Origin of the sequence: Pantoea sp. B9002, assembly GCF_013385945.1 — a bacterium.
Lineage (GTDB): Bacteria > Pseudomonadota > Gammaproteobacteria > Enterobacterales > Enterobacteriaceae > Pantoea.
Genome location: NZ_JACAPA010000017.1, coordinates 38,605 through 62,871 on the forward strand (window position 1 = coordinate 38,605; position 24,267 = coordinate 62,871).

Below are 24,267 nucleotides of genomic sequence, written 5' to 3' on the forward strand. Positions count from 1 at the left end.
AAAGCGCACCGCCGTCGCTGCTTTTCCTGTTTAATTTTCAGGAAATAGATCATCATTAATCAGGGCTGTTCAGCCCCACTCTGAAGGATTCAATCGAGGTTAACCTTTGTGATGAAAGACCTGCAACGCGGTATGGATTTACCGCAAATGCTGTTTTCGCTGATGTTCATTCTGATCATGATCATCGCCAGTCTGTGGGTGGTGCAGCCCTTTATTCTCGGCTTCGCCTGGGCCAGCATGGTGGTGATCGCCACCTGGCCGTTGATGATTCGTCTGCAGCACATGTTGTGGGGACGCCGCTCGCTGGCGGTGATCGCCATGACCATTTTGCTTTTACTGCTGTTTATTATTCCTATCGCCCTGCTGGTCAGCAGCCTGATTGATAACAGCGCGCCGGTGATCGCCTGGGCAACGCAGCGCCATCTGGTGATGCCTGACTTCGATTGGTTGCGACAAATTCCCTATGTCGGCAGGAAACTCTACTCGAGCTACCACAAATTAGTGGATGGCGGCGGCGCGGCGATGCTGAATCAGGTGCAGCCTTATATTGGTCGCACCACGGGCTTCTTCGTGGCGCAGGCAGGACACTTTGGCCGCTTTATGATGCATCTCATCGTGATGCTGCTGTTCAGCGTGCTGCTCTACTGGCGCGGCGAGCAGGTGGGTCACGGGATTCGTCATTTTGCCTATCGCATGAGTGGACGCCGTGGCGATGCAGCCGTGCTGCTGGCCGGTCAGGCGATTCGAGCTGTGGCGCTGGGCGTGGTGGTCACCGCGTTGGTTCAGGGCGTGCTCGGCGGCATCGGTTTAGCTATTTCCGGCATTCCTTACGCCACGCTGTTAACCGTGCTGATGATTCTGACCTGTCTGGTGCAGCTCGGGCCGCTGGTGGTGTTAGTACCAGCGATTATCTGGCTGTACTGGAGCGGCGATACCACATGGGGCACGGTGCTGCTGGTGTGGAGTTGCGTGGTCGGTACGCTGGACAGCGTGTTGCGTCCGGTGTTGATTCGCATGGGCGCCGATTTACCGATGATCCTGATTCTCTCCGGCGTTATTGGCGGATTGATTGCCTTCGGTATGATCGGGCTGTTTATCGGTCCGGTGGTATTGGCGGTCTCTTATCGCCTGGTTTCGGTATGGATGCATGAAGCGCCCGAACCGGATGACGATATGCAAACCGCCATTGAAGCGCTCGCCGATCACGAAGAAGAACAACATTAAGCAATAGTAGGGTCGCCATTCATGGCGACCTCATTCACATGAAAGCCCATCCAGCGAAGATCCACGATCTCTCCGTTTTACACTGGCCTTACTTTAACCCGCCTAATGCCACATCATCGTCACCGCGCATTCCGTACTGATAATAATTTTTTTCCATAAGCGATTTTTAAGAAAAAACGCAGTTTTAGGCGCTTTAGGCGGGATTCGCTTACGGAATGATTATTTTTGCAGCTGAAACAGCGGTGAATCGCTAAGAAAATCACCACGAAAGGTTATCAGCTTTAAACTAATAAGAGGATTCTTAAAGACGCCAGCGGGCCCGTTCAATAACATGTTTCCTATGTTTGGAATCAAGCTACTGATTTTTAAACAACCTTATTCCCCTGAGTAAAGTGAAGAATTGCTGTGTGTAGTCTTTGCCCATCCCCTGTGATGGGCTTTTTTTTGGCTTTTTTCAGACAAAAAAACAAGGCCAGCAGCGCTGACCTTGATAGTTACATTAATGACACGTCAAATTCTCATCTGATGCATCAAATTACCGCTTGGTTAATGTTTCGAAGCGTTCAACTCTGCCAAACCCAACCAGGTTTCAACCACGGTATCCGGATTAAGCGACAGGCTATCAATGCCCTGCTCCATTAACCATGCCGCAAAGTCCTGATGATCCGACGGACCCTGACCACAAATACCGACGTATTTGCCCTGTTTTTTCGCCGCTTTGATCGACATCGACAACAGCGCTTTCACCGCATCATTACGCTCATCAAATAGCGCGGACACCACGCCAGAGTCACGATCGAGGCCCAGCGCCAGCTGCGTCATGTCGTTAGAACCGATGGAGAAGCCATCGAAGTGCTCGAGGAACTGCTCCGCCAGCAAGGCGTTGGACGGGATCTCACACATCATGATCACTTTCAGGCCGTTCTCGCCGCGCTTCAGACCGTTTTTCGCCAGCTCGGCGACCACCGCTTCGGCTTGATCGACGGTACGCACGAATGGAATCATGATCTCAACGTTGGTCAGCCCCATTTCGTTACGCACGCGTTTCACCGCTTCGCACTCCAGTTTGAAGCAGTCGCGGAAGTTGTCAGCAACGTAGCGACCGGCGCCACGGAAACCAAGCATCGGGTTCTCTTCTTCCGGCTCATAACGCTCGCCGCCAACCAGGTTGGCGTATTCGTTGGTTTTGAAATCTGACAGACGAACAATCACGCGCTTCGGTGCAAACGCTGCGCCCAGCGTGGCAATTCCTTCGGTCAGACGACCGATGTAGAACTCAATCGGGTCATCAAAACCTTTCATCATCTGACGAATCTGCTGCTGCAGTTCCGGCGTTTGCTGATCAAACTCCAGCAGCGCTTTGGGATGCACGCCAATCATGCGGTTGATGATGAACTCCAGACGCGCCAGACCCACACCTTCATTCGGTAAGCAGGCGAAATCGAAGGCACGATCCGGGTTACCGATGTTCATCATGATCTTCAGCGGCAGTTCCGGCATGGTATCGACCTGCGAGCTGGTGACTTCGAAGTCCAGCAGTTCGTCATAGACATAACCGGTATCGCCTTCAGCGCAGGAAACCGTGACTTTGTGGCCATCTTTCAGGTGATCGGTGGCATCGCCACAGCCCACCACCGCCGGAATCCCCAGCTCACGCGCGATGATCGCTGCGTGGCAGGTACGACCGCCGCGATTGGTGACGATGGCTGAGGCTTTCTTCATGATCGGTTCCCAATCGGGATCGGTCATGTCAGTTACCAGCACATCGCCTTTTTCAATGCGGTGCATCTCGCTGATGTCGTGGATGACTTTGACTTCACCGGCACCGATGCGATGACCAATGGCGCGACCTTCGACCACCACTTTGCCTTTGCCCTGCAGCGTATAGCGTTCCATCACCTGACCGTTGGAGCGCACCGTTTCCGGACGCGCCTGCACGATGAACAGTTTGCCGGTGTGGCCATCTTTCGCCCACTCAATGTCCATCGGGCGTTTGTAGTGCTGCTCAATCAGCACCGCCTGACGCGCCAGCGCCTGCACTTCTTCATCGGTTAAGCTGAAGCGATCGCGCTGTTCCTGCTCGACATCCTCAATGCGCACCTGCTCGCCATGCTCCTGCGAATCGGCATACACCATGCGCAGCTTTTTCGAACCCATAGTACGGCGCACAATCGCCGGACGGTTGGCGGCCAGCGTCGGTTTGTGCACGTAGAACTCGTCGGGATTGACCGCGCCCTGCACCACCATTTCGCCCAAACCAAAGGCGGAGGTGATAAACACCACCTGATCAAAGCCCGATTCGGTATCAATGGTAAACATCACGCCCGACGAAGCGAGGTCCGATCGCACCATGCGCTGAATACCGGCCGAGAGCGCAACGCCGCGATGGTCGTAGCCCTGATGCACACGGTATGAGATGGCACGATCGTTAAATAAGGAGGCATAAACGTGCTTCACCGCGATGATGACCGCGTCATAGCCCTGCACGTTGAGGAAAGTCTCCTGCTGACCGGCAAACGAGGCATCGGGCATATCCTCGGCGGTGGCTGACGAGCGCACCGCGAAGGAGGCGTCGGCATCATCAGCAGAGAGTTGTTCGTAGGCGCTACGAATCGCCGCTTCCAGCTCAGGCTGGAATGGCGTATCGACCACCCATTGACGAATCTGTTTACCCGCTTGCGCGAGCTCAGCAACATCATCAACATCCGTTTTATCCAGCAAATCATAGATACGCTGGTTCAGTCCGCTTTGATCGAGGAACAGATTAAACGCGTAAGATGTGGTCGCATAACCGTTTGGTACGGAAACACCCAGCGACGACAAATTCGTAATCATTTCTCCAAGAGAAGCATTCTTGCCTCCCACCCGATCAACATCATGCATGCCAAGCTGGTTGTACCAGAGCACTAGCGACTGTTGGTCTTGATTGGACATTGAGATTATCCTTTTAAATGATGTGAATACACATGGAACATTTTGCTATTCGCCAAAACAGCCTGGCACAACCCATTAATAAAGACTAAGTGTTGAATCGTTAAAGCAGGAAAAGAAAGGCAAAATCGGATTAGTACTTAGAATTAATTGAGTTGCGCAAATGGGCTATTTCACGCTAATGGATTACTGTAGCGATATTTTTCCCCTTTTCAGAGGGTTAGCGATTGATTTTTGTTGCGCAACGCCTTCACACTTTATTTCATGCGCGAAAAGGAAAATGCGCGAAAATAACGCTTTTTAAAACAGCATTTCATCTAATATTGATTATTCGCTGATTCATCTTTGTGAGCGCAATAGCGGACAATATGGATATTTCATTTTACTATTAATTAAAATGAAATATTGTCATCGATAATTTGGTCATTGCTACGCAAGAGGATATTTGCACTATGAACACTGAACGCAGCGTATTCTACATTTCTGATGGCACCGCCATTACCGCCGAAGTGCTGGGCCATGCGGTGTTATCCCAGTTCCCGGTGATGACCCACAGCGTGACGCTGCCGTTTGTCGAGAATGTACAGCGCGCTCAGGCGGTTAAAGCGCAGATCAACGCGCTCTACCAGCAGAGCGGCGTGCGCCCGCTGGTGTTCTTCTCCATCGTCACGCCCGATGTCCGCGAAATTATTCTGGAGAGCGAAGGCTTTTGTCAGGACATCGTGCAGGCGCTGGTGGCGCCGCTGCAAAGCGAGCTCGGCGTGGCGTCAATGCCGGTAGCGCACCGTACGCACGGTTTGACCGCCAGCAACCTCGGCAAATATGACGCGCGCATCGCGGCCATCGATTACACCCTTGCGCATGATGACGGTATTTCCCTGCGCGGTCTCGAAGTTGCGCAGGTGATTCTGCTCGGCGTATCTCGCTGCGGGAAAACGCCCACCAGCTTGTATCTGGCGATGCAGTTTGGCGTGCGTGCCGCTAACTATCCATTTATCGCCGATGATATGGATAACCTGAAGCTGCCGCCGGCGCTGCGTGCCCATCAGCACAAGCTGTTTGGTTTGACCATCGACCCGGAACGCCTGGCGGCGATTCGCCAGGAGCGCGCGGAAAATACCCGTTATGCCTCGTTGCGCCAGTGCCGTCTCGAAGTGGGCGAAGTGGAAGCGCTGTTCCGCACCAACCAGATTCGTTATCTCAACAGCACCAATTATTCGGTGGAAGAGATCGCCACCAAAATCCTCGATATCATGGGGCTGAGCCGCAGCATGTATTAGGTTTCTCTGCTGGTCGCCATAAATGGCGTAATGCTCGTCAGTTAATACATGAAAACCCCTAATTACCAAGAGCACACATTGTAGCGGCGCAATTCATTGCGCGATAAATCGCGCCGCTACGGAAGGTGCGGTGATTTGATAAGGTGCTTAACTGATCGGCATTACGCCCTAAATGGCGCCCCTACAAAATCCCATCGCACATTCGTTGGGTAGCTATTCAATGGCGACCTCACCTCACTGTAATTCCAATGTAACGTCTGGCTTCCGTCTGGTTTTAAGACCTTTGTTTTTTGCTGGTTGAATTCGCAGGCTATTAGTTTATTGTGACCACCATCACTTCCCGGTATTTCACCGCTGCGAAGAACACATTTTTGAGAATCTCAATGAACAAGACTGATGAACTGCGTACCGCGCGCATCGGTAGCCTGCTGACTCCGGCTGCGCTCGCGCATGAACACCCTATTTCGGCAGAAATTGCCGCCAACGTCACCGCTTCCCGTCAACGTATCGCGCGCATCCTGACCGGTGAGGATCCGCGTCTGCTGGTGATTATTGGCCCTTGCTCGCTGCACGATCCTAAAGCAGCGATTGAGTATGCTGAACGTCTGAACGTGCTGCGAGAGCGCCATAAAGATCGTCTGGAAATCGTGATGCGCGCCTATTTTGAAAAACCGCGCACCGTGATTGGCTGGAAAGGCCTGATCTCCGATCCGGATCTGGATGGCAGCTACGATGTAAACCGCGGTATCGCCATCGCGCGCAAACTGCTGCTGGATATCAACGCGCTGGGCATGCCAACCGCCACTGAATTCCTTGATATGGTGATCGGCCAGTTTATTGCCGACCTGATCAGCTGGGGCGCGATTGGCGCGCGTACCACCGAAAGCCAGATTCACCGTGAAATGGCGTCGGCGCTCTCCTGCCCGGTCGGTTTCAAAAATGGCACCGATGGCAACGTGCAGATCGCCGTCGATGCGATTCGCGCCGCGCGCGCCAGCCACATGTTCCTGTCACCGGATAAAAACGGTCAGATGACCATCTATCAAACCAGCGGCAATCCGCATGGTCACGTGATCCTGCGCGGCGGTCGTCAGCCGAACTATCACGCCGAAGATGTGGCGGCAGCGGCGGCCAATCTGCGCGACTTCAATTTGCCGGAGCAATTGGTGATCGACTTCAGCCACGGCAATTGCCTGAAGCAGCATGGTCGTCAGCGTGATGTTGCTGATGATGTGGCGGCGCAAATCCGTGCCGGATCGCGCGCGGTCGCGGGCGTGATGATCGAGAGCTTCCTGCAGGAAGGGAATCAGAAAGTGGTGAGCGGTGCAGCGCTGAACTATGGTCAGTCAATCACCGATCCGTGCCTCGGCTGGGAAGACAGCGCTGAGGTGCTGGCAAAACTGGCTGCCGCGGTCGACAGCCGTTTTTAATTCCGATCTAGCTGGAACAGCTCACTTCCAGCGTTTTGCCCCACTCTGGTGGCCGTTGGCGCAACTCCGCGCTGACGGCCGCATCGCTAAACGGCTGCTGTAACGCGCTGTGCAGCCTGGCTAACGCCGCGGTCTCGCCGTTCTCGACCTCTTCAATCACCTGCTGTGCCAGATAGTTGCGCAACACCAGCGCCGGATTCGCCGCCTTCATTACCGCCTGACGCTGCGCATCGCTGGCGTGGTCTTGCAACAAACGCTGGCGATAGTCGCTGTACCAGCGATCGAAGGCGTCTCGATCGATAAACTCATCCCGCAACGGCGAACGGCTTTCATCCTGCTGCGTCTCACTCAGCATGCGGAAGGTCAGCGTGTAATCGCTGTGTTCCGCCGTCATCATCGACAGCAAGCCGGTCAGAAGCGTGTTGTCGTTGGCATCCGCCGTCAGCAAGCCGAGTTTGGCACGCATTTTCTCGCCCCAGACGCGCATCAGCTCACCTTCATAATGACTCAGCGCCTGCTTAAGCTGCTCGGTGGTCATTAAGCCCGACAAGGCATGCGCCAGGCGATTGAGGTTCCACAGGCCAATCATCGGCTGATTTTCGAAGGCGTAGCGGCCCTGATAGTCACTGTGATTGCAGATGTAATCCGGCTGATAGTCGTCGAGGAAACCGTACGGACCGTAGTCCAGCGTTAAGCCCAGAATCGACATGTTATCGGTGTTCATCACGCCGTGCGCAAAACCCACGCTCTGCCAATGGGCGATCAGACTGGCGGTGCGTTTGACGATATCGGTGAACCACAGTAGATAACGATCCGCTTCATCCTTGAGCTGCGGCCAGTGATGGTGAATGGCGTAATCCGCCAGCTGGCGCACTTTGTCTTGTTCGCCGCCGTAATAGAAATGCTCAAAATGGCCGAAACGCAGATGGCTGTCGGCAATGCGCATCAGCATCGCACCGCGTTCCTGGGTTTCGCGCAGCACCGGCTCATCGCCAATGGCTAACGCCAGCGCGCGCGTGGTGGGAATGCCAAGATGGTGCAGCGCTTCAGACGCGAGGAATTCGCGTACGCTGGAGCGGATCACCGCGCGACCGTCGCCCATACGTGAATAAGGGGTTAATCCGGCCCCTTTTAAGTGCCAGTCGAGCTTGCGACCGTTGGCCAGCTGCTGTTCACCCAGCAGAATGCCGCGCCCATCGCCCAGCTGTCCGGCCCAGACGCCAAACTGATGGCCGCTATAAACCTGCGCCAGCGGCGACATGCCGGGCAGCAGTTCGCGTCCTGACCACACGCCATGCCCGTTGCCGGCGAACAGCGCATCGTCTAAACCCATCTCTTGAGCCAGCGTCGCATTGTGGTAAAACAGCCGTCCACCCGCCAATGGCGTTGGGTCCAGCGCGGTGTAGAATCCGGGTAATTCTTGCTGCCAGCTATTAGTAAATTGCATCGACACTCCTGAAGGTGCGCTTAAACAAGGCACCAGCATTGAGTTTTAAGATAACGAAGAGTGTAACGCCGACGCGGCGCGGAAGACAGGCGAAAGGATTACTGCTGCGAAGGCGTGTGTAAATTCAGATCGGAATAGATGAGATCGCTAAGGCGTTCAGCTTTAACCACCGGGAACAAACTCCCCTGCAGCTGCGCACCGCTCAACGTGCTCATCTTTTCCATCATTTGGTTATCGTCAATACCACAAATAATGATCTGGTCCGCAAAATCAGAAAAATTATTGATAACCGTCTGAATAAAAGGCGTAAACGAGGCGCGCTTGGCCAGATTCTGAATAAAGGCTTTATCCAGTTTTAACACGCTAAACAGATTATCGTACACCGCGGTTGCCGGCGCTTTTCCTGCCCCAAATTGTGAAAGCGATAAACGAAATTCACTTTGTAATGCTGCGAGCAATGGATGGGATTTACCCAAAGATAATTGCGGAAACGTTTCGCTGATATCCAAAACAATAAAAGGAATTTGTCGGAATTTCCTTAACAGAAATTCGCTGGCTAAAAGTGTATTGGCCATAGAATCATCAATACGTACCAAAGCGGTAATTTGATTAATCTCAAAAAAGTCGCGGTACTTTTCCAGCAATGAAAGCTGGCTCTGCAGCAAACGTAATTGCTGCGCATCGTCCAATTGTGGCAACAGCAAATCCTGCGGCAGCGTAATAGGTGCGCTGTCGTGGACAAATTGCGTTACCAGCTCGACCGAAGTAAGCTGGCCCGCCAGAGAGTAAACTGGATAAAACCAGGTTTCCGACTGATAGTCGGCAGACAAATGGACTTTCATTTTTCAAGCCAGAAGCAATGGCAATTGGCGCATCGTATATCAACGAATACCACCAGGCAATAGGACCAAACGTTTGAAGAGGTGCCGTTTTAGGTCTTATTACGCCGATTTAAGCCGCAAATAATACTTAAGCCAAATAAGCCGGGGTTAATGTCCATACCAATTAAATAAATTTAGCTTTATTATTAGTATTAAATCGATGGCGGGTAAAGTGCCATTTTAAATGATAGTTAAATATCGGCAGGATTCGGATTTAATTCAGGGTGAGATAACCTTTCTTTTTTCGCGTCTTTATTAAGCGATAACAGCGCTATTTAGATGCGACGCGCCTGCCAAAATACTTTGCGCCAGTAAACGTTATCCAGCGACGAGCGGATCACACCCTGGCTGGTCGAGGCGTGAATAAAGGTGTTGTCGGTATCGTAAATACCGACGTGTAAACCGTTTTCTCCGCTGCCGGTTTTGAAGAACACCAGATCGCCAGGCAGCAGATCGCCTTTGTCGATGCGCGTACCAATGTCGGTTTGATCAATGGTCGAGCGCGGCAGCTGCATATCGAATTTATCGCGGAAGGTGAGATAGACGAAGCCGGAACAATCCACGCCACCGCGGCTTAATCCGCCATAGCGATACGGCGTTCCCCGCCAGCGGCTCAGCTGATCGTTGAGTTGGGCAATCACGGTGATGGAGTCAGACAGACGGCCATTCGGCGGCGGCGCATGATGGCTACAGCCCGCCAGCAACAGTGCCAAAATCAAAATTGTCAGCCGCATCAGCCTTTTCCTCTCTCCCTCGTCCGGCAGACACTGTAGCGGCAAAGCGCCACGGCACGCAATCCTCTGTCAGGGAATAAACAGCAGCGGCCCTTGCGCGGTATCGATGTGTTCAAACGGGGTTTGGTAAAGCGGGGCTAAATGCGCAGCGGTTAACACCTCGCAGGCCCTGCCCTGACGGACAACCTCGCCTTGATGCATTAGCCACACGCGATCGGCATGGCGCAGACTGTGGTTGAGATCGTGCCCGCTGGCAACAATCGCCAGACCGCTTTGACACAGTTCGGCCAGCAGCTTATCGACAGCGCGTTGCTGTGCCACGTCGAGGGCGCTCATCGGCTCATCCAGCAGCAGCAGTTTGCCGCGTGGATTGATCGCCGGATGAACCTGCAGCACCACGGCAGCCAGCCGCACGCGTTGCCATTCGCCGCCAGAAAGCTGCGTCAGGCTGCGCGTTACTTTGTCCTGCAGCGCTAACTGCGCGAGCACGTCCTGTAAAACGCGATCCGTTTCCGCCGTCTGTGCGCTGATATGCATGCGTAAGTAGTGCCACACCGGCATTTGTCCCGGCGCCATCTGCTGCTGCGGTAGCCAGCCGCGCAGCTGGGCTAATGCCGCTCCGCTCAACGCAGCCAGCGGCGTGCCATCCAGCTGAATACTGCCCTGACTTGGCAGCAAACCGGACAGCGCGTTGAGCAAGGTACTTTTGCCGGCACCGTTCGGCCCCACCAGATGCACTAACTCGCCGGCGTTGACGCTCAGTTCGACGGGAGCCAAACGCCCTGCGACGCTGGCTCCCTGACACTGTAACAGCATTTACCCGGCCAGCGCCTGCTCAACGCTTTTCAGGATGATGGGATCGTCTGGCGTCATATCCGGTGAGAAGCGCGCAATCACTTTGCCCTGCTTGTTAATAAGGAACTTCTCGAAGTTCCACAGGATATCGCCTGGCGCTTTCGGCGCACGCCCTTTGCTCTCCATACGCTCGAGGAAACCGCTGCCCTCCGGGCGTTGCGCCACCGGCTGCGCCGCCGTCAGCTGCGCATAGAGAGGATGACGATGCTCGCCGTTGACGTCGGTTTTATCGAACATCGGGAAAGTGACGCCGTAGGTGGTGCTGCAGAAGGTTTTGATCTCTTCGTTGCTGCCCGGCTCTTGCTCAAGGAACTGATTACACGGGAAGCCAAGCACGCTGAAATTCTTATCCTGCCAGGCTTTCTGCAGCGATTCTAACTGCTCGTACTGCGCCGTCAGGCCACATTTGGATGCCACATTTACTACCAGCAGCACCTTGCCTTCATAGGCCGCCAGCGTGGTTTTTTCACCGTCCAGCGTAACCAGTTCTGTTTGATAAATGCTCATAGTCGATTCCTGTTGTTGATAACAAGTTGCCAGCCAAAGCTAGCGCGAAGACTTCACTAATAACACGATAAACAGCGGCGCGCCGAGCGTGGCCGTTACCACGCCAATCGGCAGTTCGGCGGAGGTTAACACCAGCCGCGCAATAATATCCGCGCCAAGCAGCACTGCGGCACCGGCTAATGCCGCCGCAGGCAATAAATAACGATGATCGTTAAAACCGCTGAGACGCAACAAATGCGGGATAACCAGACCGACAAAACCGATCGCACCCGCCATCGCAACGCTCACGCCCACCAGCCAGCCCATCGCCAGCACCAGCAGATTGCGCCACAGCAGCAGCGGTAATCCAAGTTGGCGCGCCGAGGTTTCGCCCAGCGCCAGCAAATTCAGCGTGCGGGCGGTGGCGATCAGCAGCAGCGTTACCGGCAGCAGCGCCAGCATCATTCCTCCATAGCGCCAGTCGATGCCGCTAAAGCCACCCATCATCCAGTACATCAGCTGGCGCAGATCGAGGCTGGTGCTAAAGTACACTGCCCACGTCATGATGGCGCTACAGATAATGCCGAGCGCCACGCCGGTTAACAGTAAGCGGCTCACCGAGAGTTGTTTGTGGGCGAAGTGCAGCAGCATCAGCGTGATCAGCAGCGCACCGGCCATGGCCGCCAGCGCTAAGCTCCATAGCGAACCGTTGCCGAGCATCACGCCTAATACCAGACCAATCCCCGCGCCGTTAGACACGCCAAGCAAGCCGGGTTCCGCCAGCGGATTGTTGAACAGCGCCTGCATTACCACGCCGCACACCGCCAGCGCCGCACCCACCAGCAGCACCGCCAGCGTACGCGGCATGCGCAGTTGCCAGACGAACAGATTGCCTTCAGCTGAAAACCATTGTGTGGGGGAGATCCAGCTGTCACCGGCACACAGGCTAAGCCCGATGAGCAGCAACAGCAGCGCACTGAGTGCGATGAGCCAGCGCTGGCTGCGGCGATTTGCCTGAGAAGCAAGCTGATCCAGCAGAGTCATAGATAAGATTGGCTGAGAAAACAGAGATTTGATTGTAGTGGGATTACAGCAAAAAGAAAGCGGCGCTGTGGAGGCGCCGCTGGAGAAGCATTACTGATGCGGAGGGAGCGGCTGACCGTGATTATCACGCTTCTGCTGATTGTCACGCTGGTCGTGATGCTGCGGTTGCGGCTGACGCTGTGGCTGACGTTTGTCGTCCCGGTGCGGTCCATTGCCCGGATGCTGCGCCTGCCAGCCGTTACCGTTCCAGTAACCGTGCGGACCTTTGGTACCAATGCGCTGGTTGTGGTGCTGTTTCCACCACGTTGGCGCACGCCAGTCGTAGCCGTCCCAATAGTAGCCACGTTTATCCTGATCGCCGATATGAATCGAAACGCCCGGCGTGTTGATGTTGACGGAAACATTGGCGCTAGCCAGCAGCGGCATGCCTAACAGGATGCTTAATAAAAGTGCTGTCTTTTTCATTATTCAAACCATTTGCTATGTGATGGCGCTGTTATAACAAAAGTGTCGACGCCGTCACTATCGGTGAGGACCGATTTTCGCCCTATTTTCCGGATAATTACGAAATCCTTACATCGTGAATAAATAATGTAGAACGGCCAAATTTAAGGCAAAAAAAAGGCCGCTAAGCGGCCTTTTTGTCGTACTGAAATTAGTCAGCATCCTTGGGTGTCGCGTTCTCGACGCGACTTTTCAACTTCTGTCCCGGACGGAATGTCACCACTCGGCGCGCGGTGATAGGAATATCTTCCCCCGTCTTCGGGTTACGGCCCGGACGCTGGTTTTTGTCACGCAGATCAAAATTACCAAATCCGGACAGTTTTACCTGTTCTCCGTTTTCCAACGCGCGGCGAACCTCTTCAAAAAAAAGTTCTACCAACTCTTTGGCATCGCGTTTGCTCAACCCGAGTTTTTCAAACAGGTACTCTGACATTTCAGCTTTTGTAAGCGCCATAGGTTCAATCCCTCAAGGTTGCCTGGAATCGCTCTTTTAATGCCGCAACGCATTTGGCAACGGTCGCGGCAATCTCCTCTTCTTCGAGTGTCCGGCTGGTATCCTGCAAAATCAGGCTAATCGCTAGGCTCTTTTCACCTTCGTTTACGCCCTTACCACGGTACACGTCAAACAAGTTTACGCCAACTACCTGATTTACGCCAACTTTCTTACACTCCGCAATGATATCTGCTGCAGGCACGTTTTCAGCCACGACAACGGCGATATCACGACGGTTTGCCGGGAAGCGGGAAATCTCTCGCGCATCAGGCAGGACGCGGTCTGCGACCTTATTCCAAAGCAGTTCAAACACTAAGGTGCGACCATTAAGATCCAGCTTACGTTCCAGCTCTGGATGAACCACCCCGATAAATCCGATTCGTTCGTCGCGTAAATAAATTGCGGCGCTTTGTCCTGGATGCAGCGCCGGATTGGCTTCCGTACGGAAGGAAATCTCATCAAGTTTACCGGTCAAATCCAGCAGCGATTCTAAATCGCCTTTCAAATCATAGAAGTCAACCGTCTGACGCGCCAGATCCCAATGCTCTTCATAGCGATTACCGCTTAAAACGCCGGCCAGCATAAGATCCTGGCGGATACCCAGATCGGCCTGTGTATCAGGAACAAAGCGTAAACCGCTCTCAAACAGGCGTACGCGGCCCTGCTGACGGTTTTGGTTGTACACCACTGCGCCCAGCAAACCGGTCCACAGCGACAGGCGCATTGCCGACATATCGCTGGAGATTGGGCTTGGCAGGATCAGCGCCTCTTCGCCCGGATGCAGCAACTGCTGCAGTTTTGGATCGACGAAGCTGTAGGTAATCGCTTCCTGATAACCTTTATCCACCAACAGATTTTTCGCACGCTTCAGCGACAGGTTGGCTTCACGATGTTGCGTCATGATCAGGCTGGCTTTCACCGGCACATCAGGGATGTTGTTGTAGCCGTAAACGCGCGCCACTTCTTCGACCAGATCTTCTTCGATGGCCATATCGAAACGCCAGCTTGGCGCAACGGCTTGCCACTCATCTGCACCAACGTTAACTTCGCAACCGAGACGCGTCAGGATGTCAGTGACCTGTTCGTCAGCAATGACATGGCCAATCAGGCGATCGAGCTTTTCACGGCGCAGCGTGATGGTGGCGCGTGGCGGCAGCGCGCTCGCGTCAGTTTGGTCGATGACCGGGCCCGCTTCGCCGCCACAGATGTCGAGCAACAGCTGCGTCGCGCGTTCAATCGCTTTGTGCTGCAACGCCGGGTCGACGCCACGCTCGTAACGATGTGACGCGTCGGTATGCAAGCCTTGACGGCGAGCGCGGCCGGTAATTGCCAGCGGATCAAAGTAGGCGCATTCGAACAGTACGTTTTGCGTCTCTTCGTTGACACCGGAATGCTCGCCACCAAAGATGCCGCCCATCGCCAGCGCTTTCTGATGATCGGCGATCACCAGCGTGTCGCTGCTGAGTTTGGCTTCGGTACCATCCAGCAGCGTCAGCACTTCGCCCTCTTCTGCCATACGCACCACGATGCCGCCGTCGATGCGGTCGAGATCGAAGGCGTGCATCGGCTGGCCAAGCTCCAGCAGCACAAAGTTGGTGATATCGACCACCGGATCGATTGAGCGAATACCGCAACGACGCAGCTTTTCACGCATCCACAATGGCGTAGCGGCTTTGACGTTAACACCTTTCACCACGCGGCCAAGGTAGCGCGGGCACGCGGCGGTGGCATCAACGCGAATCGGGAAGGTATCGGTGATGGTCGCTTTTACCGGCTCAATGGCGGGTGCCGTCAGCGGCAAACCGTTCAACACCGCTACATCACGTGCAATCCCGATGATGCCCAGGCAATCGGCGCGGTTTGGCGTGACGCTGATTTCGATGGTGTTGTCATCCAGCTGCAGATAGCTGCGGATGTCGGTGCCAATCGGCGCATCGGCTGGCAGTTCGATGATGCCGCTGTGATCGTCGGAAATACCCAGCTCAGAGAAAGAGCACAGCATGCCTTCAGACGGTTCGCCACGCAGTTTTGCCGCTTTGATTTTGAAATCGCCCGGCAGCACTGCGCCAACGGTCGCCACCGCCACTTTCAGGCCCTGACGGCAGTTTGGCGCGCCGCAGACGATATCCAACAGGCGATCGCCACCGACGTTGATTTTGGTGACGCGCAGTTTGTCGGCGTTCGGATGCTGGCCGCACTCAACCACTTCACCCACCACAACACCGTGGAACGCACCGGCAACCGGATCCACGCCGTCCACTTCAAGGCCGGCCATGGTGATTTGCTCAGACAGCGCAGCGCTGTCCAGGGCTGGATTTACCCATTCGCGTAACCAGAGTTCACTGAATTTCATTGGATAACCTGCCCTTATTTAAATTGTTTGAGGAAACGTAAATCATTTTCGAAGAAGGCGCGCAGATCGGTCACACCGTAGCGCAGCATGGTGAGACGCTCCATGCCCATGCCAAACGCAAAGCCCGAATAAATTTCCGGATCGATGCCGACATTGCGCAATACGTTCGGGTGCACCATGCCGCAACCCAGCACTTCCAGCCACTTGCCGTTTTTACCCATCACATCCACTTCAGCGGACGGTTCGGTGAACGGGAAGTAAGAAGGACGGAAGCGAATTTGCAGATTCTCTTCGAAGAAATTGTTGAGGAAATCGTGCAGCGTGCCTTTCAGGTTGGTGAAGCTGATGTCTTTATCGACAATCAAACCTTCCATCTGATGGAACATCGGCGTGTGCGTCTGATCGTAATCGTTACGATAAACGCGGCCAGGCGCGATGATGCGGATCGGCGGCTGCTGGTTTTTCATGGTGCGGATCTGCACGCCTGAAGTTTGGGTGCGCAGCAGACGCGTGGCATCGAACCAGAAAGTATCGTGATCGGCACGCGCCGGGTGATGGCCGGGAATGTTCAGCGCATCAAAGTTGTGGTAATCGTCTTCGATTTCCGGACCTGTCACCACCGCGAAACCCAGTTCGCCGAAGAAGGTTTCGATACGGTCGATAGTGCGGGTCACCGGATGCAAGCCGCCATTCTCAACGCGGCGGCCAGGCAGCGACACGTCGATGGTTTCCGCAGCCAGACGCGCGTTCAGCTCGGCACTTTCCAGCGTCTCTTTGCGCGCGGTAAGGCGATCCTGCACTTGCTGTTTGGCATCGTTGATAATCGCACCCGCAGCCGGGCGCTCTTCTGCCGGCAGTTCACGCAAGGTGGTCATTTGCAGCGTCAGATGCCCTTTCTTACCCAGAAATTCGACGCGCACGGCGTCCAGAGCAGCGATATCCGCCGCCTCGTCGATGGCGGCCGTGGCACGAGCCACCAGGTCTGCGAGTTGGGACATGATTTCCTCTTCTTCCAGCCGGGCTGGTCAGTTCTCGTTGGGATCAGATGATCCGATTAAGTGTCGCCAGAAACAAAAAAGCCTCCACGAGGGAGGCTTTCAGCGCGATTTTTCGTTTCTTTTCTTATGCGCAAAAGCCCCTGATGTTCAGGCGCTAAAGTAAAAAAAGAAACGGAAAATAGCAGCATTCATGCTTGCGTTACCTTGTCATATTTAGAAACCGCACTATTGAAATGCGCAGCGGCCAAAATGTCAATCTTTTGCGTGAGTTGCGGGTAATAAAAAAGGGAGCAAGCTCCCTTTTTCAACTGACTTACGCCAGAGCTGATTTTGCTTTTTCAACAAGTGCAGTAAATGTCACTTTGTCGAATACAGCGATGTCAGCCAGAATCTTACGGTCGATTTCAATAGAGGCTTTTTTCAGGCCATTGATGAAACGGCTGTAAGAGATACCGTTCTGACGAGCCGCAGCGTTGATACGCGCGATCCACAGTTGACGGAACTGACGCTTACGTTGACGACGGTCACGGTAAGCATACTGACCAGCTTTGATAACAGCCTGGAAGGCAACGCGGTATACACGTGAACGTGCACCATAGTAGCCTTTAGCTTGTTTTAAGATTTTCTTGTGACGTGCGCGAGCAATTACACCACGTTTAACGCGAGCCATGTGAGCTCTCCTATATCATATTCTGTGATTTCCCTTCATCTTTCGTGCCGCAGCGGCGTTGGCTGTCTTCATTCATCTCAGTCACTTACTGATGTAAGTTCAGGGATTCATTCAGTTGCCGCCTTGCTGCAACCCGAAATCTTTCGGGGAATTAAACTAAAAAAAATTTACTTATGCGTACGGCAGGCAGGCAATAACCAGACCCAGATCGCCTTTAGACACCATGCCTTTCGGACGCAGGTGACGTTTACGCTTAGTAGACTTTTTAGTCAGAATATGACGCAGGTTCGCGTGCTTACGCTTGAAGCCGCCAGAAGCGGTCTTCTTGAAGCGCTTAGCGGCGCCACGTACAGTTTTAATCTTTGGCATTTTTACAAATATCCACTTCGCATTGTTAATAAAATGAATCAGATAGGCGAATAAAAATCCGCACAACGCAAGCGCTGCGCGGTTCTATTACTTGAAGGCCTACTGTTTCTTCTTAGGAGCGAGCACCATGATCATCTGACGACCTTCGATCTTCGAAGGGAAGGATTCGACAATCGCCAGATCCATGTCTTCACACAGATCTTTACGGACGCGGTTAAGCACTTCCATACCGATCTGCTGGTGCGCCATCTCACGACCGCGGAAACGCAGCGTGATTTTGGCTTTATCGCCCTCTTCCAGAAAGCGAATCAGGTTGCGTAGTTTGACCTGATAGTCGCCATCATCGGTACCAGGACGGAATTTGATTTCCTTAACCTGGATAACTTTCTGCTTCTTCTTCTGTTCCTTAGAAGACTTGCTTTTTTCATAAAGGAACTTGCCGTAATCCATGATACGGCAAACCGGCGGTTCGGCGTTCGGGCTGATTTCAACTAAATCTACGCCGGCTTCTTCAGCTTTCTCAATGGCTTCACGCAGGGTGACAATGCCAAGTTGCTCGCCGTCTACGCCAGATAAGCGCACTTCGGTGGCACGGATTTCGCCGTTGATACGGTTCGGACGTGTTGGTTGTACTCGTTTTCCGCCTTTAATAACCTGTTTCCTCTAATTGGTGAAGATGTCGGCTGCGAATCTCTTGTTGCAGCTTCTCAACAAACACATCTACGTCCATGCTCCCAAGGTCTTTACCACGGCGGGTGCGCACGGCAACTTTGCCTGCTTCCACCTCTTTGTCACCGCAAACCAGCATATAAGGGACGCGACGTAATGTGTGCTCGCGGATTTTAAAGCCTATCTTCTCGTTTCTCAAGTCTGCTTTGACACGAATGCCAGCATTCTGCAATTTCTTCGTCAATTCACTGACGTATTCTGACTGACTGTCGGTGATATTCATCACCACAGCCTGCACCGGCGCCAACCAACTCGGGAAGAATCCAGCGAACTCTTCGGTCAGGATGCCGATAAAGCGCTCCATTGAACCGAGAATTGCGCGGTGGATCATTACCGGTGTCTGGCGGTCGTTGTTTTCACCGACAAAAGTCGCGTCCAGACGCTTCGGCAGGGAGAAGTCTAGCTGAACGGTACCACACTGCCAGGCGCGGTCGAGACAATCGTACAGGGTAAACTCAATTTTAGGGCCGTAGAAGGCACCTTCTCCCGGCTGATATTCGAATGGAATGTCATTCTCTTTCAGCGCTTCTGCCAAATCCACTTCCGCACGATCCCACATTTCGTCGGTACCGATACGTTTTTCCGGACGGGTCGACAGTTTCACCACGATTTTTTCAAAACCGAAGGTGCTGTACATGTCGTATACCATGCGGATACAGCTGTTCACCTCATCACGTACCTGATCTTCGGTACAGAAGACGTGAGCATCATCCTGGGTAAAGCCGCGCACGCGCATCAGACCATGCAAGGCACCTGATGGCTCGTTACGATGGCAGCTACCAAACTCTGCCATACGCAGCGGCAGGTCGCGGTAGGATTTCAGACCCTGATTAAAGATCTGAACGTGGCCTGGGCAGTTCATCGGCTTGATGCAATATTCACGGTTCTCTGAAGAAGTGGTGAACATCGCTTCTTTATAGTTCTCCCAGTGCCCGGTTTTCTCCCACAGCACACGGTCCATCATGAACGGACCTTTCACTTCCTGATAGTCGTACTCTTTCAGCTTGGTACGCACAAACACTTCCAGCTCGCGGAAGATGGTCCAGCCGTCATTGTGCCAGAACACCATGCCCGGTGCTTCTTCCTGCATGTGGTAGAGATCAAGCTGCTTACCGATTTTACGGTGATCGCGCTTCGCCGCTTCTTCCAGACGCTGCAGATAGGCAGCCAGCTGCTTTTTATCCGCCCAGGCCGTACCGTAAATACGCTGCAGCATTTTGTTATCGCTGTTGCCGCGCCAGTAAGCCCCGGAGATTTTCTGCAGTTTGAAGTGATGGCAGAAACGCATATTCGGCACGTGCGGACCGCGGCACATGTCGATGTATTCTTCATGGTGATACAGGCCAGGACGATCGTCGTGGCTGATGTTCTCGTCAAGAATGGTGGTTTTGTAGCTTTCGCCACGCTCAGCAAACACGTCACGTGCTTCCTGCCAGCTCACCTTTTTCTTCACCACATCGTAATTGCTTTCAGCCAGCTGGTGCATACGCTTTTCCAGCAGCTCAAGATCTTCCTGGGTTAAGGTATGTTCCAGGTCAACGTCATAATAGAAACCGTTATCAATCACCGGGCCGATAGCCATCTTGGTGTTTGGCCACAGCTGCTTAATCGCATGCCCTAACAGGTGCGCGCAAGAGTGACGAATGATTTCTAAACCGGCGTCGTCTTTAGCGGTAATAATCGCGACCTGAGCGTCTTCGGTGATCGGATCAACCGCATCAACCAACTCGCCATTCACGCGACCCGCGATACAGGCTTTCGCCAAACCCGGTCCAATATCCAACGCAATATCCATCACGCTGACCGGACGGTCAAAGCTGCGCTGGCTGCCATCAGGAAGAGTAATTACTGGCATTTCATATCCTTAATTGCAGTGGTAAGCCACACGAAAGCCTACATGCAAAAATGAGTTTCGTAGTGTGTAACCCGGCGTGATGTCAGACCCACGTTGTCGGAATGACGCCAGGAATGTAAAGCGGCGATGATAATAGCAGCTTTCGCCGCCGATCAAAACCCGTGCAGAGATTCGCTAAGCTAAAGAGAAATAAAAAAAACCGCTGCGAGGCACAGGCCTGGCAGCGGTGATTCACATCCGTCTCGCTTACATTGAGTATGAGAGCTGGATCGTGGTTTTAGTATCGGTACGATCCGGCGCAGATTCTGGCGGATTGTTGTTCCAGGTCACGTTGTAGCCCAGCTTCAGCGCGAAGTGGGCATTGATGGCCACCTGCAGCGCGGTTTCTGAGTTCAGCGTAGTGTCTTCACCGAAGCTGCTCAGCACTGAAACACCCTGGATAAATTTGGTGGTATCTGTCAGCTGCCATTGATAGCTCACTGCACCATAACCCAATGCTTTGGTTTCATGGCCGCCATCATGGAAATCGTCGTAACGCACACCCGGACCGACTTCAGCACGCAGTGAGTGAACGGGACCGTTGAGGAGCTGACGACCGTAACCGGCGGTCAGCACATCGCGTGAGTCATAACCGTTGAAACGGTCGCTCAACCAGCTCGCCTGACCAAACAGGTAATCGGCGCTGTTGAGGTTATAACGGCTACGGCCACCGATGTTGTAAGTCTCAGATGAACGCTCATCGTTTGAGGAGTTGTTTGCGGCGTTGCCCCACAGACTCAATGCGGTATTGGTTTGATACCACGTCATATTGGTAGACGCACTCAGCGAAGAACTGGTGGTGTTACCGGTTTGAGCCAGGTAACCCGCTGACGCACTGCCTTCAAACGGTTTTTTCGCCGTTGAAGGGTCATCCATGGAGGTAAAAACGGCGTTATCTGCAAATGCCTGGTGACAAAATGCTCCAGCAGAGAGCAATAAAACAGCGGACAGCTTGTTAAAGGCTTTCATTAAAAGTAACCCGTACGACAGTTTAAAAAACGAAGAGTCTGAAGCGTTTCTCCGGCCAATCAATGCAATTTACCGTAAGTTTTGTAAAAAAGTATGTACCCGAAAAAAAAGCCAGGAAAGTCGCTGGACCGCTCTTTTAATGGGACTTTTCCCATTTTCGCTGCGCATTATAGGGGGCAATTACTCAAATAGCAGCCCAAAGGCTACAAGAATTTTCTGAACTTTTTTGACACGGCTTTACCTGCCAATTCTACTGATAGACTGCCTAAAATTCGCTCTATCCTGCCCGCTGGTCTACGCTGAAATCTGTTCGATAACAATGAGGTGAATAATGAGTGACCACGATGTCAAACGTTACATTGTCACGTTAAAGTATCAGGAAAATGGACTCGGTGACTTGCAGTCAGTTAACAGCGCCATGATCAATGGCGGATACAGCACCACGTTAAGCGATGATGAAGGTCATCCGCATGAGCTGGGCACCAATAGCTTCGGCATTGTCAGCGCGTTAGAGGAGCATGAAGTGGCGGAGCAAGCCGCGGGATATGCCCAAATCGCGCTCGATCATAAACCTGAAGTCACCGTCATCACGCTAGAGGCATTTCTGAAACAACAATCCTGACGCAGTGCAAAAAACGGCATCGACGCCAGGTTTGCTCAGGTTTTGCGCGTTACAATCGAACTTACGCAGCGAACAAAGAGGATTACCCGATGTGGTCAGCCATTAGTCGTCTGTTAAGCGAGTACGCCGGTGATGCTGAAATCACCGACCGTCAGGAACTTCCCGGTGGCGATGTCCATCCCGCCTGGCGCATCCGCTATGGGGAGTTAGATGTGTTCGTCAAATGTAACACCCGCGACATGCTCACCTTGTTCAGCTGGGAAGCCGATCAACTCGACCTGCTGGCGCGCACGCAAACCGTTCGCGTACCGAAAGTGTATGGCGTCGGCAACGATCGTGATACCAGCTTCCTGCTGCTGGAGTATATTCCGCCTCAACCCTTTACCGCACAGAGTGCTTTCCAGCTCGGTCAGCAGTTAGCGCATCTGCACCAATGGAGCGAGCAACCGCAATTTGGTCTCGATTTCGACAACAACATCACCACCTCACCTCAGCCGAATAGCTGGTTACGCCGCTGGTCGGTGTTCTTCGCTGAGCAGCGCATCGGCTGGCAGCTGCAACTGGCCACGGAAAAAGGCGTGCATTATGGCGATACCGAATTGATTGTCGATTGTGTGCAGCGCACGTTAGCCAACCACCATCCGCAACCTTCTTTATTACACGGCGATTTGTGGCCCGCCAACTGCGCTGGCAGCGCAACCGGTCCGTGGCTGTTCGATCCCGCTTGCTATTGGGGCGACCGCGAATGCGATCTGGCGATGCTGAGTTACTACGCCGATTTACCGCGCCAGATCTATGATGGCTACCATGCGGTTTGGCCACTGGAAGACGGATTCTCGCAGCGTCAGCCGGTCTATCAGCTCTATTACTTACTCAATCGCGCCAATGTTTTCGGTGGCAACTGGACGGGCGAAGCACAGTTCGCCATCGGCCAGTTGTTAGATGAAGATGTATTGGGAGAACGTCAGGCCAGACCGGCCTGACGCTTTACAGCATGCCGAGCAGCTTCAGCACAAAGTAGCCCGCGATAGCGATAATGATCGGCAGGATATAGAGCGGGAAAATCTGCAAGAAAATGGTGTGACGCGGGATGTGGATTTTCTCTTCCAGCTGCGCTCGCGTGCGCCCTTCACTGCCTTTCGCCTGTTCCATGATCAGCTGATCTTCAATGCCCTCTTTAATATGCCGCGACTGACGCCACATGCGCGCACCCGAAGCCTGCAGCGCAATGCCGACAAAAATCAGGATGTAGATCAGCCAAAAGCCGATATTCGCGCCGCCGTTGAATTCCGGCACCGGAGAGTTCTGCCAAAACACATTGAGGAACGGCGTATTGAACTTGACCATGTCGACCATGACATGCACAAAATCGAGCATCACGGCATCAATGCCCGGCTGCTTTTCACTGTGCTTAAACATAAAGCCCAGCAGCGAAATAATCGTGGATAACAATGCTGGTATAAAAATCACCCAGCCAGCCACTCGCTTAAGGATGGCGATGCGGCCAGCCTGTTGGTAAGTCATGGTGTCTCCCTGAACCAAAAATAGTTTTGCCTAAGTCTACCTGCACTACTGCAATTTTTCCTGAAAAATGCGTGGCCTGCCGCAAGTCGGCTTTATCCGGCTCTCGTGCTATGGTAAGCCAAATTTCTAAGGGAGCAGTTGTATGTCATATCGTCGTCCTGTATTGGCCGCCATCTTTGATATGGACGGATTGTTGATCGACTCAGAACCGCTGTGGGATCGCGCGGAACTGGATATTTTCGCCAGCCTTGGCGTGGACATCACCCGTCGTCACGAATTGCCCGATACGCTGGGTCTGCGCATCGATCAAACCGTGCGCATGTGGTTTGAAGCGCTGCCGTGGAGCGGCCCGGATCAGCAGGAAGTGACGCAACGCATCATCGCCCGCGCGCTGGCGCTGGTAGAAGAGACGCGTCCGCTGCTGCCTGGCGTGGAGCAGGCGCTGCAACTGTGCCAGCAGCAAGGTTTAAAAATCGGCCTCGCCTCCGCCTCACCGCTGCACATGCTGGAGCGCGTGCTGGAGATGTTTGACCTGCGCAAATACTTTGATGTGCTGGCGTCTGCGGAAGCGCTGCCGTACAGCAAACCGCACCCGCAGGTTTATCTCGACGCCGCAGCCAAACTGGGCATCGATCCGCTTAACTGCGTCACGCTGGAAGATTCATTTAACGGCATGATTGCCACTAAAGCCGCACGCATGCGCTCGATTGTGGTGCCGGCGGCCGACCATCGCGATGATGCGAGTTGGGCGCTAGCCAATGTGATTCTTGATGATTTAACCCAGCTCAAACCCGAACATCTGCACGGTTAACCGCAGCCCGCTTATCGCG

General features: G+C 53.6%; 24 protein-coding genes, 1 other RNA gene and 1 other annotated feature. Of the genes, 7 read left to right on the forward strand and 18 right to left on the reverse strand.

Annotated features, from left to right (window positions below; all coding sequences use genetic code 11):
- The first annotated feature begins 111 nt into the window (after positions 1 to 111).
- Together ydiK and rprA are read left to right on the forward strand one after the other, a co-directional pair.
- Positions 112 to 1,224, forward strand: coding sequence for an AI-2E family transporter YdiK (gene ydiK / locus HX773_RS11195; RefSeq protein WP_176971553.1), 1,113 nt, complete (start codon positions 112 to 114; stop codon positions 1,222 to 1,224).
- A gap of 340 nt (positions 1,225 to 1,564) precedes the next feature.
- Positions 1,565 to 1,672: antisense sRNA RprA (gene rprA, locus HX773_RS11200), an RNA gene on the forward strand.
- A 98-nt stretch (positions 1,673 to 1,770) separates the two neighbouring features.
- Here rprA and ppsA read toward each other — a convergent pair.
- The gene (ppsA, locus tag HX773_RS11205) at positions 1,771 to 4,158 is read right to left on the reverse strand and encodes a phosphoenolpyruvate synthase (protein ID WP_176971554.1); all 2,388 of its coding nucleotides are present in this window, start codon (positions 4,156 to 4,158) and stop codon (positions 1,771 to 1,773) included.
- Positions 4,159 to 4,607: 449 nt separating this feature from the next.
- Here ppsA and HX773_RS11210 point away from each other — a divergent pair, with 449 nt between their 5' ends.
- Together HX773_RS11210 and HX773_RS11215 are read left to right on the forward strand one after the other, a co-directional pair.
- Positions 4,608 to 5,435, forward strand: a complete 828-nt coding sequence (locus tag HX773_RS11210) for a pyruvate, water dikinase regulatory protein (protein WP_176971555.1) — start codon at positions 4,608 to 4,610, stop codon at positions 5,433 to 5,435.
- Between the two features lie 383 nt (positions 5,436 to 5,818).
- Positions 5,819 to 6,865: a 3-deoxy-7-phosphoheptulonate synthase gene (locus tag HX773_RS11215; protein WP_176971556.1), complete on the forward strand. Its 1,047-nt coding sequence runs from the start codon at positions 5,819 to 5,821 to the stop codon at positions 6,863 to 6,865.
- 7 nt (positions 6,866 to 6,872) lie between these two features.
- Here HX773_RS11215 and HX773_RS11220 read toward each other — a convergent pair whose 3' ends face one another.
- The 16 genes from HX773_RS11220 to HX773_RS11295 form a co-directional block, all read right to left on the reverse strand.
- On the reverse strand, positions 6,873 to 8,312 hold the full coding sequence (locus HX773_RS11220) for a YdiU family protein (RefSeq protein ID WP_176971557.1): 1,440 nt from the start codon (positions 8,310 to 8,312) through the stop codon (positions 6,873 to 6,875).
- A gap of 98 nt (positions 8,313 to 8,410) precedes the next feature.
- Positions 8,411 to 9,154 (reverse strand): EAL domain-containing protein, encoded by a 744-nt coding sequence (locus HX773_RS11225; RefSeq protein WP_176971558.1) that lies wholly within the window; start codon positions 9,152 to 9,154, stop codon positions 8,411 to 8,413.
- A 314-nt stretch (positions 9,155 to 9,468) separates the two neighbouring features.
- Positions 9,469 to 9,927 carry an NlpC/P60 family protein gene (locus tag HX773_RS11230; RefSeq protein WP_101764568.1) on the reverse strand — a complete coding sequence of 153 codons (459 nt, stop codon included), beginning with the start codon at positions 9,925 to 9,927 and terminating at the stop codon, positions 9,469 to 9,471.
- Positions 9,928 to 9,996: 69 nt separating this feature from the next.
- Complete coding sequence (gene btuD, locus HX773_RS11235) at positions 9,997 to 10,743, reverse strand: vitamin B12 ABC transporter ATP-binding protein BtuD (RefSeq protein WP_176971559.1); 747 nt, start codon at positions 10,741 to 10,743, stop codon at positions 9,997 to 9,999.
- A complete protein-coding gene (locus HX773_RS11240) occupies positions 10,744 to 11,289 on the reverse strand; it encodes a glutathione peroxidase (RefSeq protein ID WP_176971560.1) in 546 nt (181 codons plus the stop codon).
- A gap of 39 nt (positions 11,290 to 11,328) precedes the next feature.
- Entirely contained in the window at positions 11,329 to 12,312 is a 984-nt protein-coding gene (gene btuC, locus HX773_RS11245) for a vitamin B12 ABC transporter permease BtuC (RefSeq protein WP_176971561.1), read from the reverse strand.
- Between the two features lie 90 nt (positions 12,313 to 12,402).
- Positions 12,403 to 12,777, reverse strand: coding sequence for a DUF2502 domain-containing protein (locus HX773_RS11250; protein ID WP_176971562.1), 375 nt, complete (start codon positions 12,775 to 12,777; stop codon positions 12,403 to 12,405).
- A gap of 190 nt (positions 12,778 to 12,967) precedes the next feature.
- Positions 12,968 to 13,270 carry an integration host factor subunit alpha gene (ihfA, locus tag HX773_RS11255; RefSeq protein WP_007892687.1) on the reverse strand — a complete coding sequence of 101 codons (303 nt, stop codon included), beginning with the start codon at positions 13,268 to 13,270 and terminating at the stop codon, positions 12,968 to 12,970.
- Between the two features lie 4 nt (positions 13,271 to 13,274).
- Positions 13,275 to 15,662, reverse strand: a complete 2,388-nt coding sequence (gene pheT, locus HX773_RS11260; RefSeq protein WP_176971563.1) for a phenylalanine--tRNA ligase subunit beta — start codon at positions 15,660 to 15,662, stop codon at positions 13,275 to 13,277.
- Positions 15,663 to 15,676: 14 nt separating this feature from the next.
- Entirely contained in the window at positions 15,677 to 16,660 is a 984-nt protein-coding gene (pheS, locus tag HX773_RS11265; RefSeq protein ID WP_176971564.1) for a phenylalanine--tRNA ligase subunit alpha, read from the reverse strand.
- Positions 16,661 to 16,731: 71 nt separating this feature from the next.
- Positions 16,732 to 16,857: a sequence feature (Phe leader region), on the reverse strand.
- The gene (gene pheM / locus HX773_RS11270; protein ID WP_106120997.1) at positions 16,808 to 16,852 is read right to left on the reverse strand and encodes a pheST operon leader peptide PheM; all 45 of its coding nucleotides are present in this window, start codon (positions 16,850 to 16,852) and stop codon (positions 16,808 to 16,810) included. Its footprint overlaps the feature before it by 45 nt.
- A 116-nt stretch (positions 16,858 to 16,973) precedes the next feature.
- The gene (gene rplT / locus HX773_RS11275) at positions 16,974 to 17,330 is read right to left on the reverse strand and encodes a 50S ribosomal protein L20 (protein WP_007892678.1); all 357 of its coding nucleotides are present in this window, start codon (positions 17,328 to 17,330) and stop codon (positions 16,974 to 16,976) included.
- A gap of 171 nt (positions 17,331 to 17,501) precedes the next feature.
- Positions 17,502 to 17,699: a 50S ribosomal protein L35 gene (gene rpmI, locus HX773_RS11280; RefSeq protein ID WP_004157374.1), complete on the reverse strand. Its 198-nt coding sequence runs from the start codon at positions 17,697 to 17,699 to the stop codon at positions 17,502 to 17,504.
- Between the two features lie 99 nt (positions 17,700 to 17,798).
- A complete protein-coding gene (gene infC / locus HX773_RS11285) occupies positions 17,799 to 18,350 on the reverse strand; it encodes a translation initiation factor IF-3 (protein ID WP_036647992.1) in 552 nt (183 codons plus the stop codon).
- Positions 18,346 to 20,283 carry a threonine--tRNA ligase gene (gene thrS, locus HX773_RS11290; RefSeq protein ID WP_007892653.1) on the reverse strand — a complete coding sequence of 646 codons (1,938 nt, stop codon included), beginning with the start codon at positions 20,281 to 20,283 and terminating at the stop codon, positions 18,346 to 18,348. The genes infC and thrS overlap by 5 nt, the downstream gene beginning before the upstream one ends.
- A 246-nt stretch (positions 20,284 to 20,529) precedes the next feature.
- Positions 20,530 to 21,291 (reverse strand): YdiY family protein, encoded by a 762-nt coding sequence (locus tag HX773_RS11295; RefSeq protein ID WP_176971565.1) that lies wholly within the window; start codon positions 21,289 to 21,291, stop codon positions 20,530 to 20,532.
- 331 nt (positions 21,292 to 21,622) lie between these two features.
- Here HX773_RS11295 and ghoS point away from each other — a divergent pair, with 331 nt between their 5' ends.
- Positions 21,623 to 21,913 carry a type V toxin-antitoxin system endoribonuclease antitoxin GhoS gene (gene ghoS / locus HX773_RS11300; protein ID WP_176971566.1) on the forward strand — a complete coding sequence of 97 codons (291 nt, stop codon included), beginning with the start codon at positions 21,623 to 21,625 and terminating at the stop codon, positions 21,911 to 21,913.
- Between the two features lie 89 nt (positions 21,914 to 22,002).
- Positions 22,003 to 22,896 carry a fructosamine kinase family protein gene (locus tag HX773_RS11305; RefSeq protein WP_176971567.1) on the forward strand — a complete coding sequence of 298 codons (894 nt, stop codon included), beginning with the start codon at positions 22,003 to 22,005 and terminating at the stop codon, positions 22,894 to 22,896.
- 4 nt (positions 22,897 to 22,900) lie between these two features.
- Here the strand turns inward: HX773_RS11305 and HX773_RS11310 are convergent, their stop codons facing one another.
- Positions 22,901 to 23,437 carry a YniB family protein gene (locus HX773_RS11310; protein ID WP_110866012.1) on the reverse strand — a complete coding sequence of 179 codons (537 nt, stop codon included), beginning with the start codon at positions 23,435 to 23,437 and terminating at the stop codon, positions 22,901 to 22,903.
- A 142-nt stretch (positions 23,438 to 23,579) separates the two neighbouring features.
- On the opposite strand from HX773_RS11310, the gene hxpB reads away from it, so the two are divergent.
- The gene (gene hxpB, locus HX773_RS11315) at positions 23,580 to 24,248 is read left to right on the forward strand and encodes a hexitol phosphatase HxpB (protein WP_176971568.1); all 669 of its coding nucleotides are present in this window, start codon (positions 23,580 to 23,582) and stop codon (positions 24,246 to 24,248) included.
- Positions 24,249 to 24,267 lie beyond the last annotated feature (19 nt).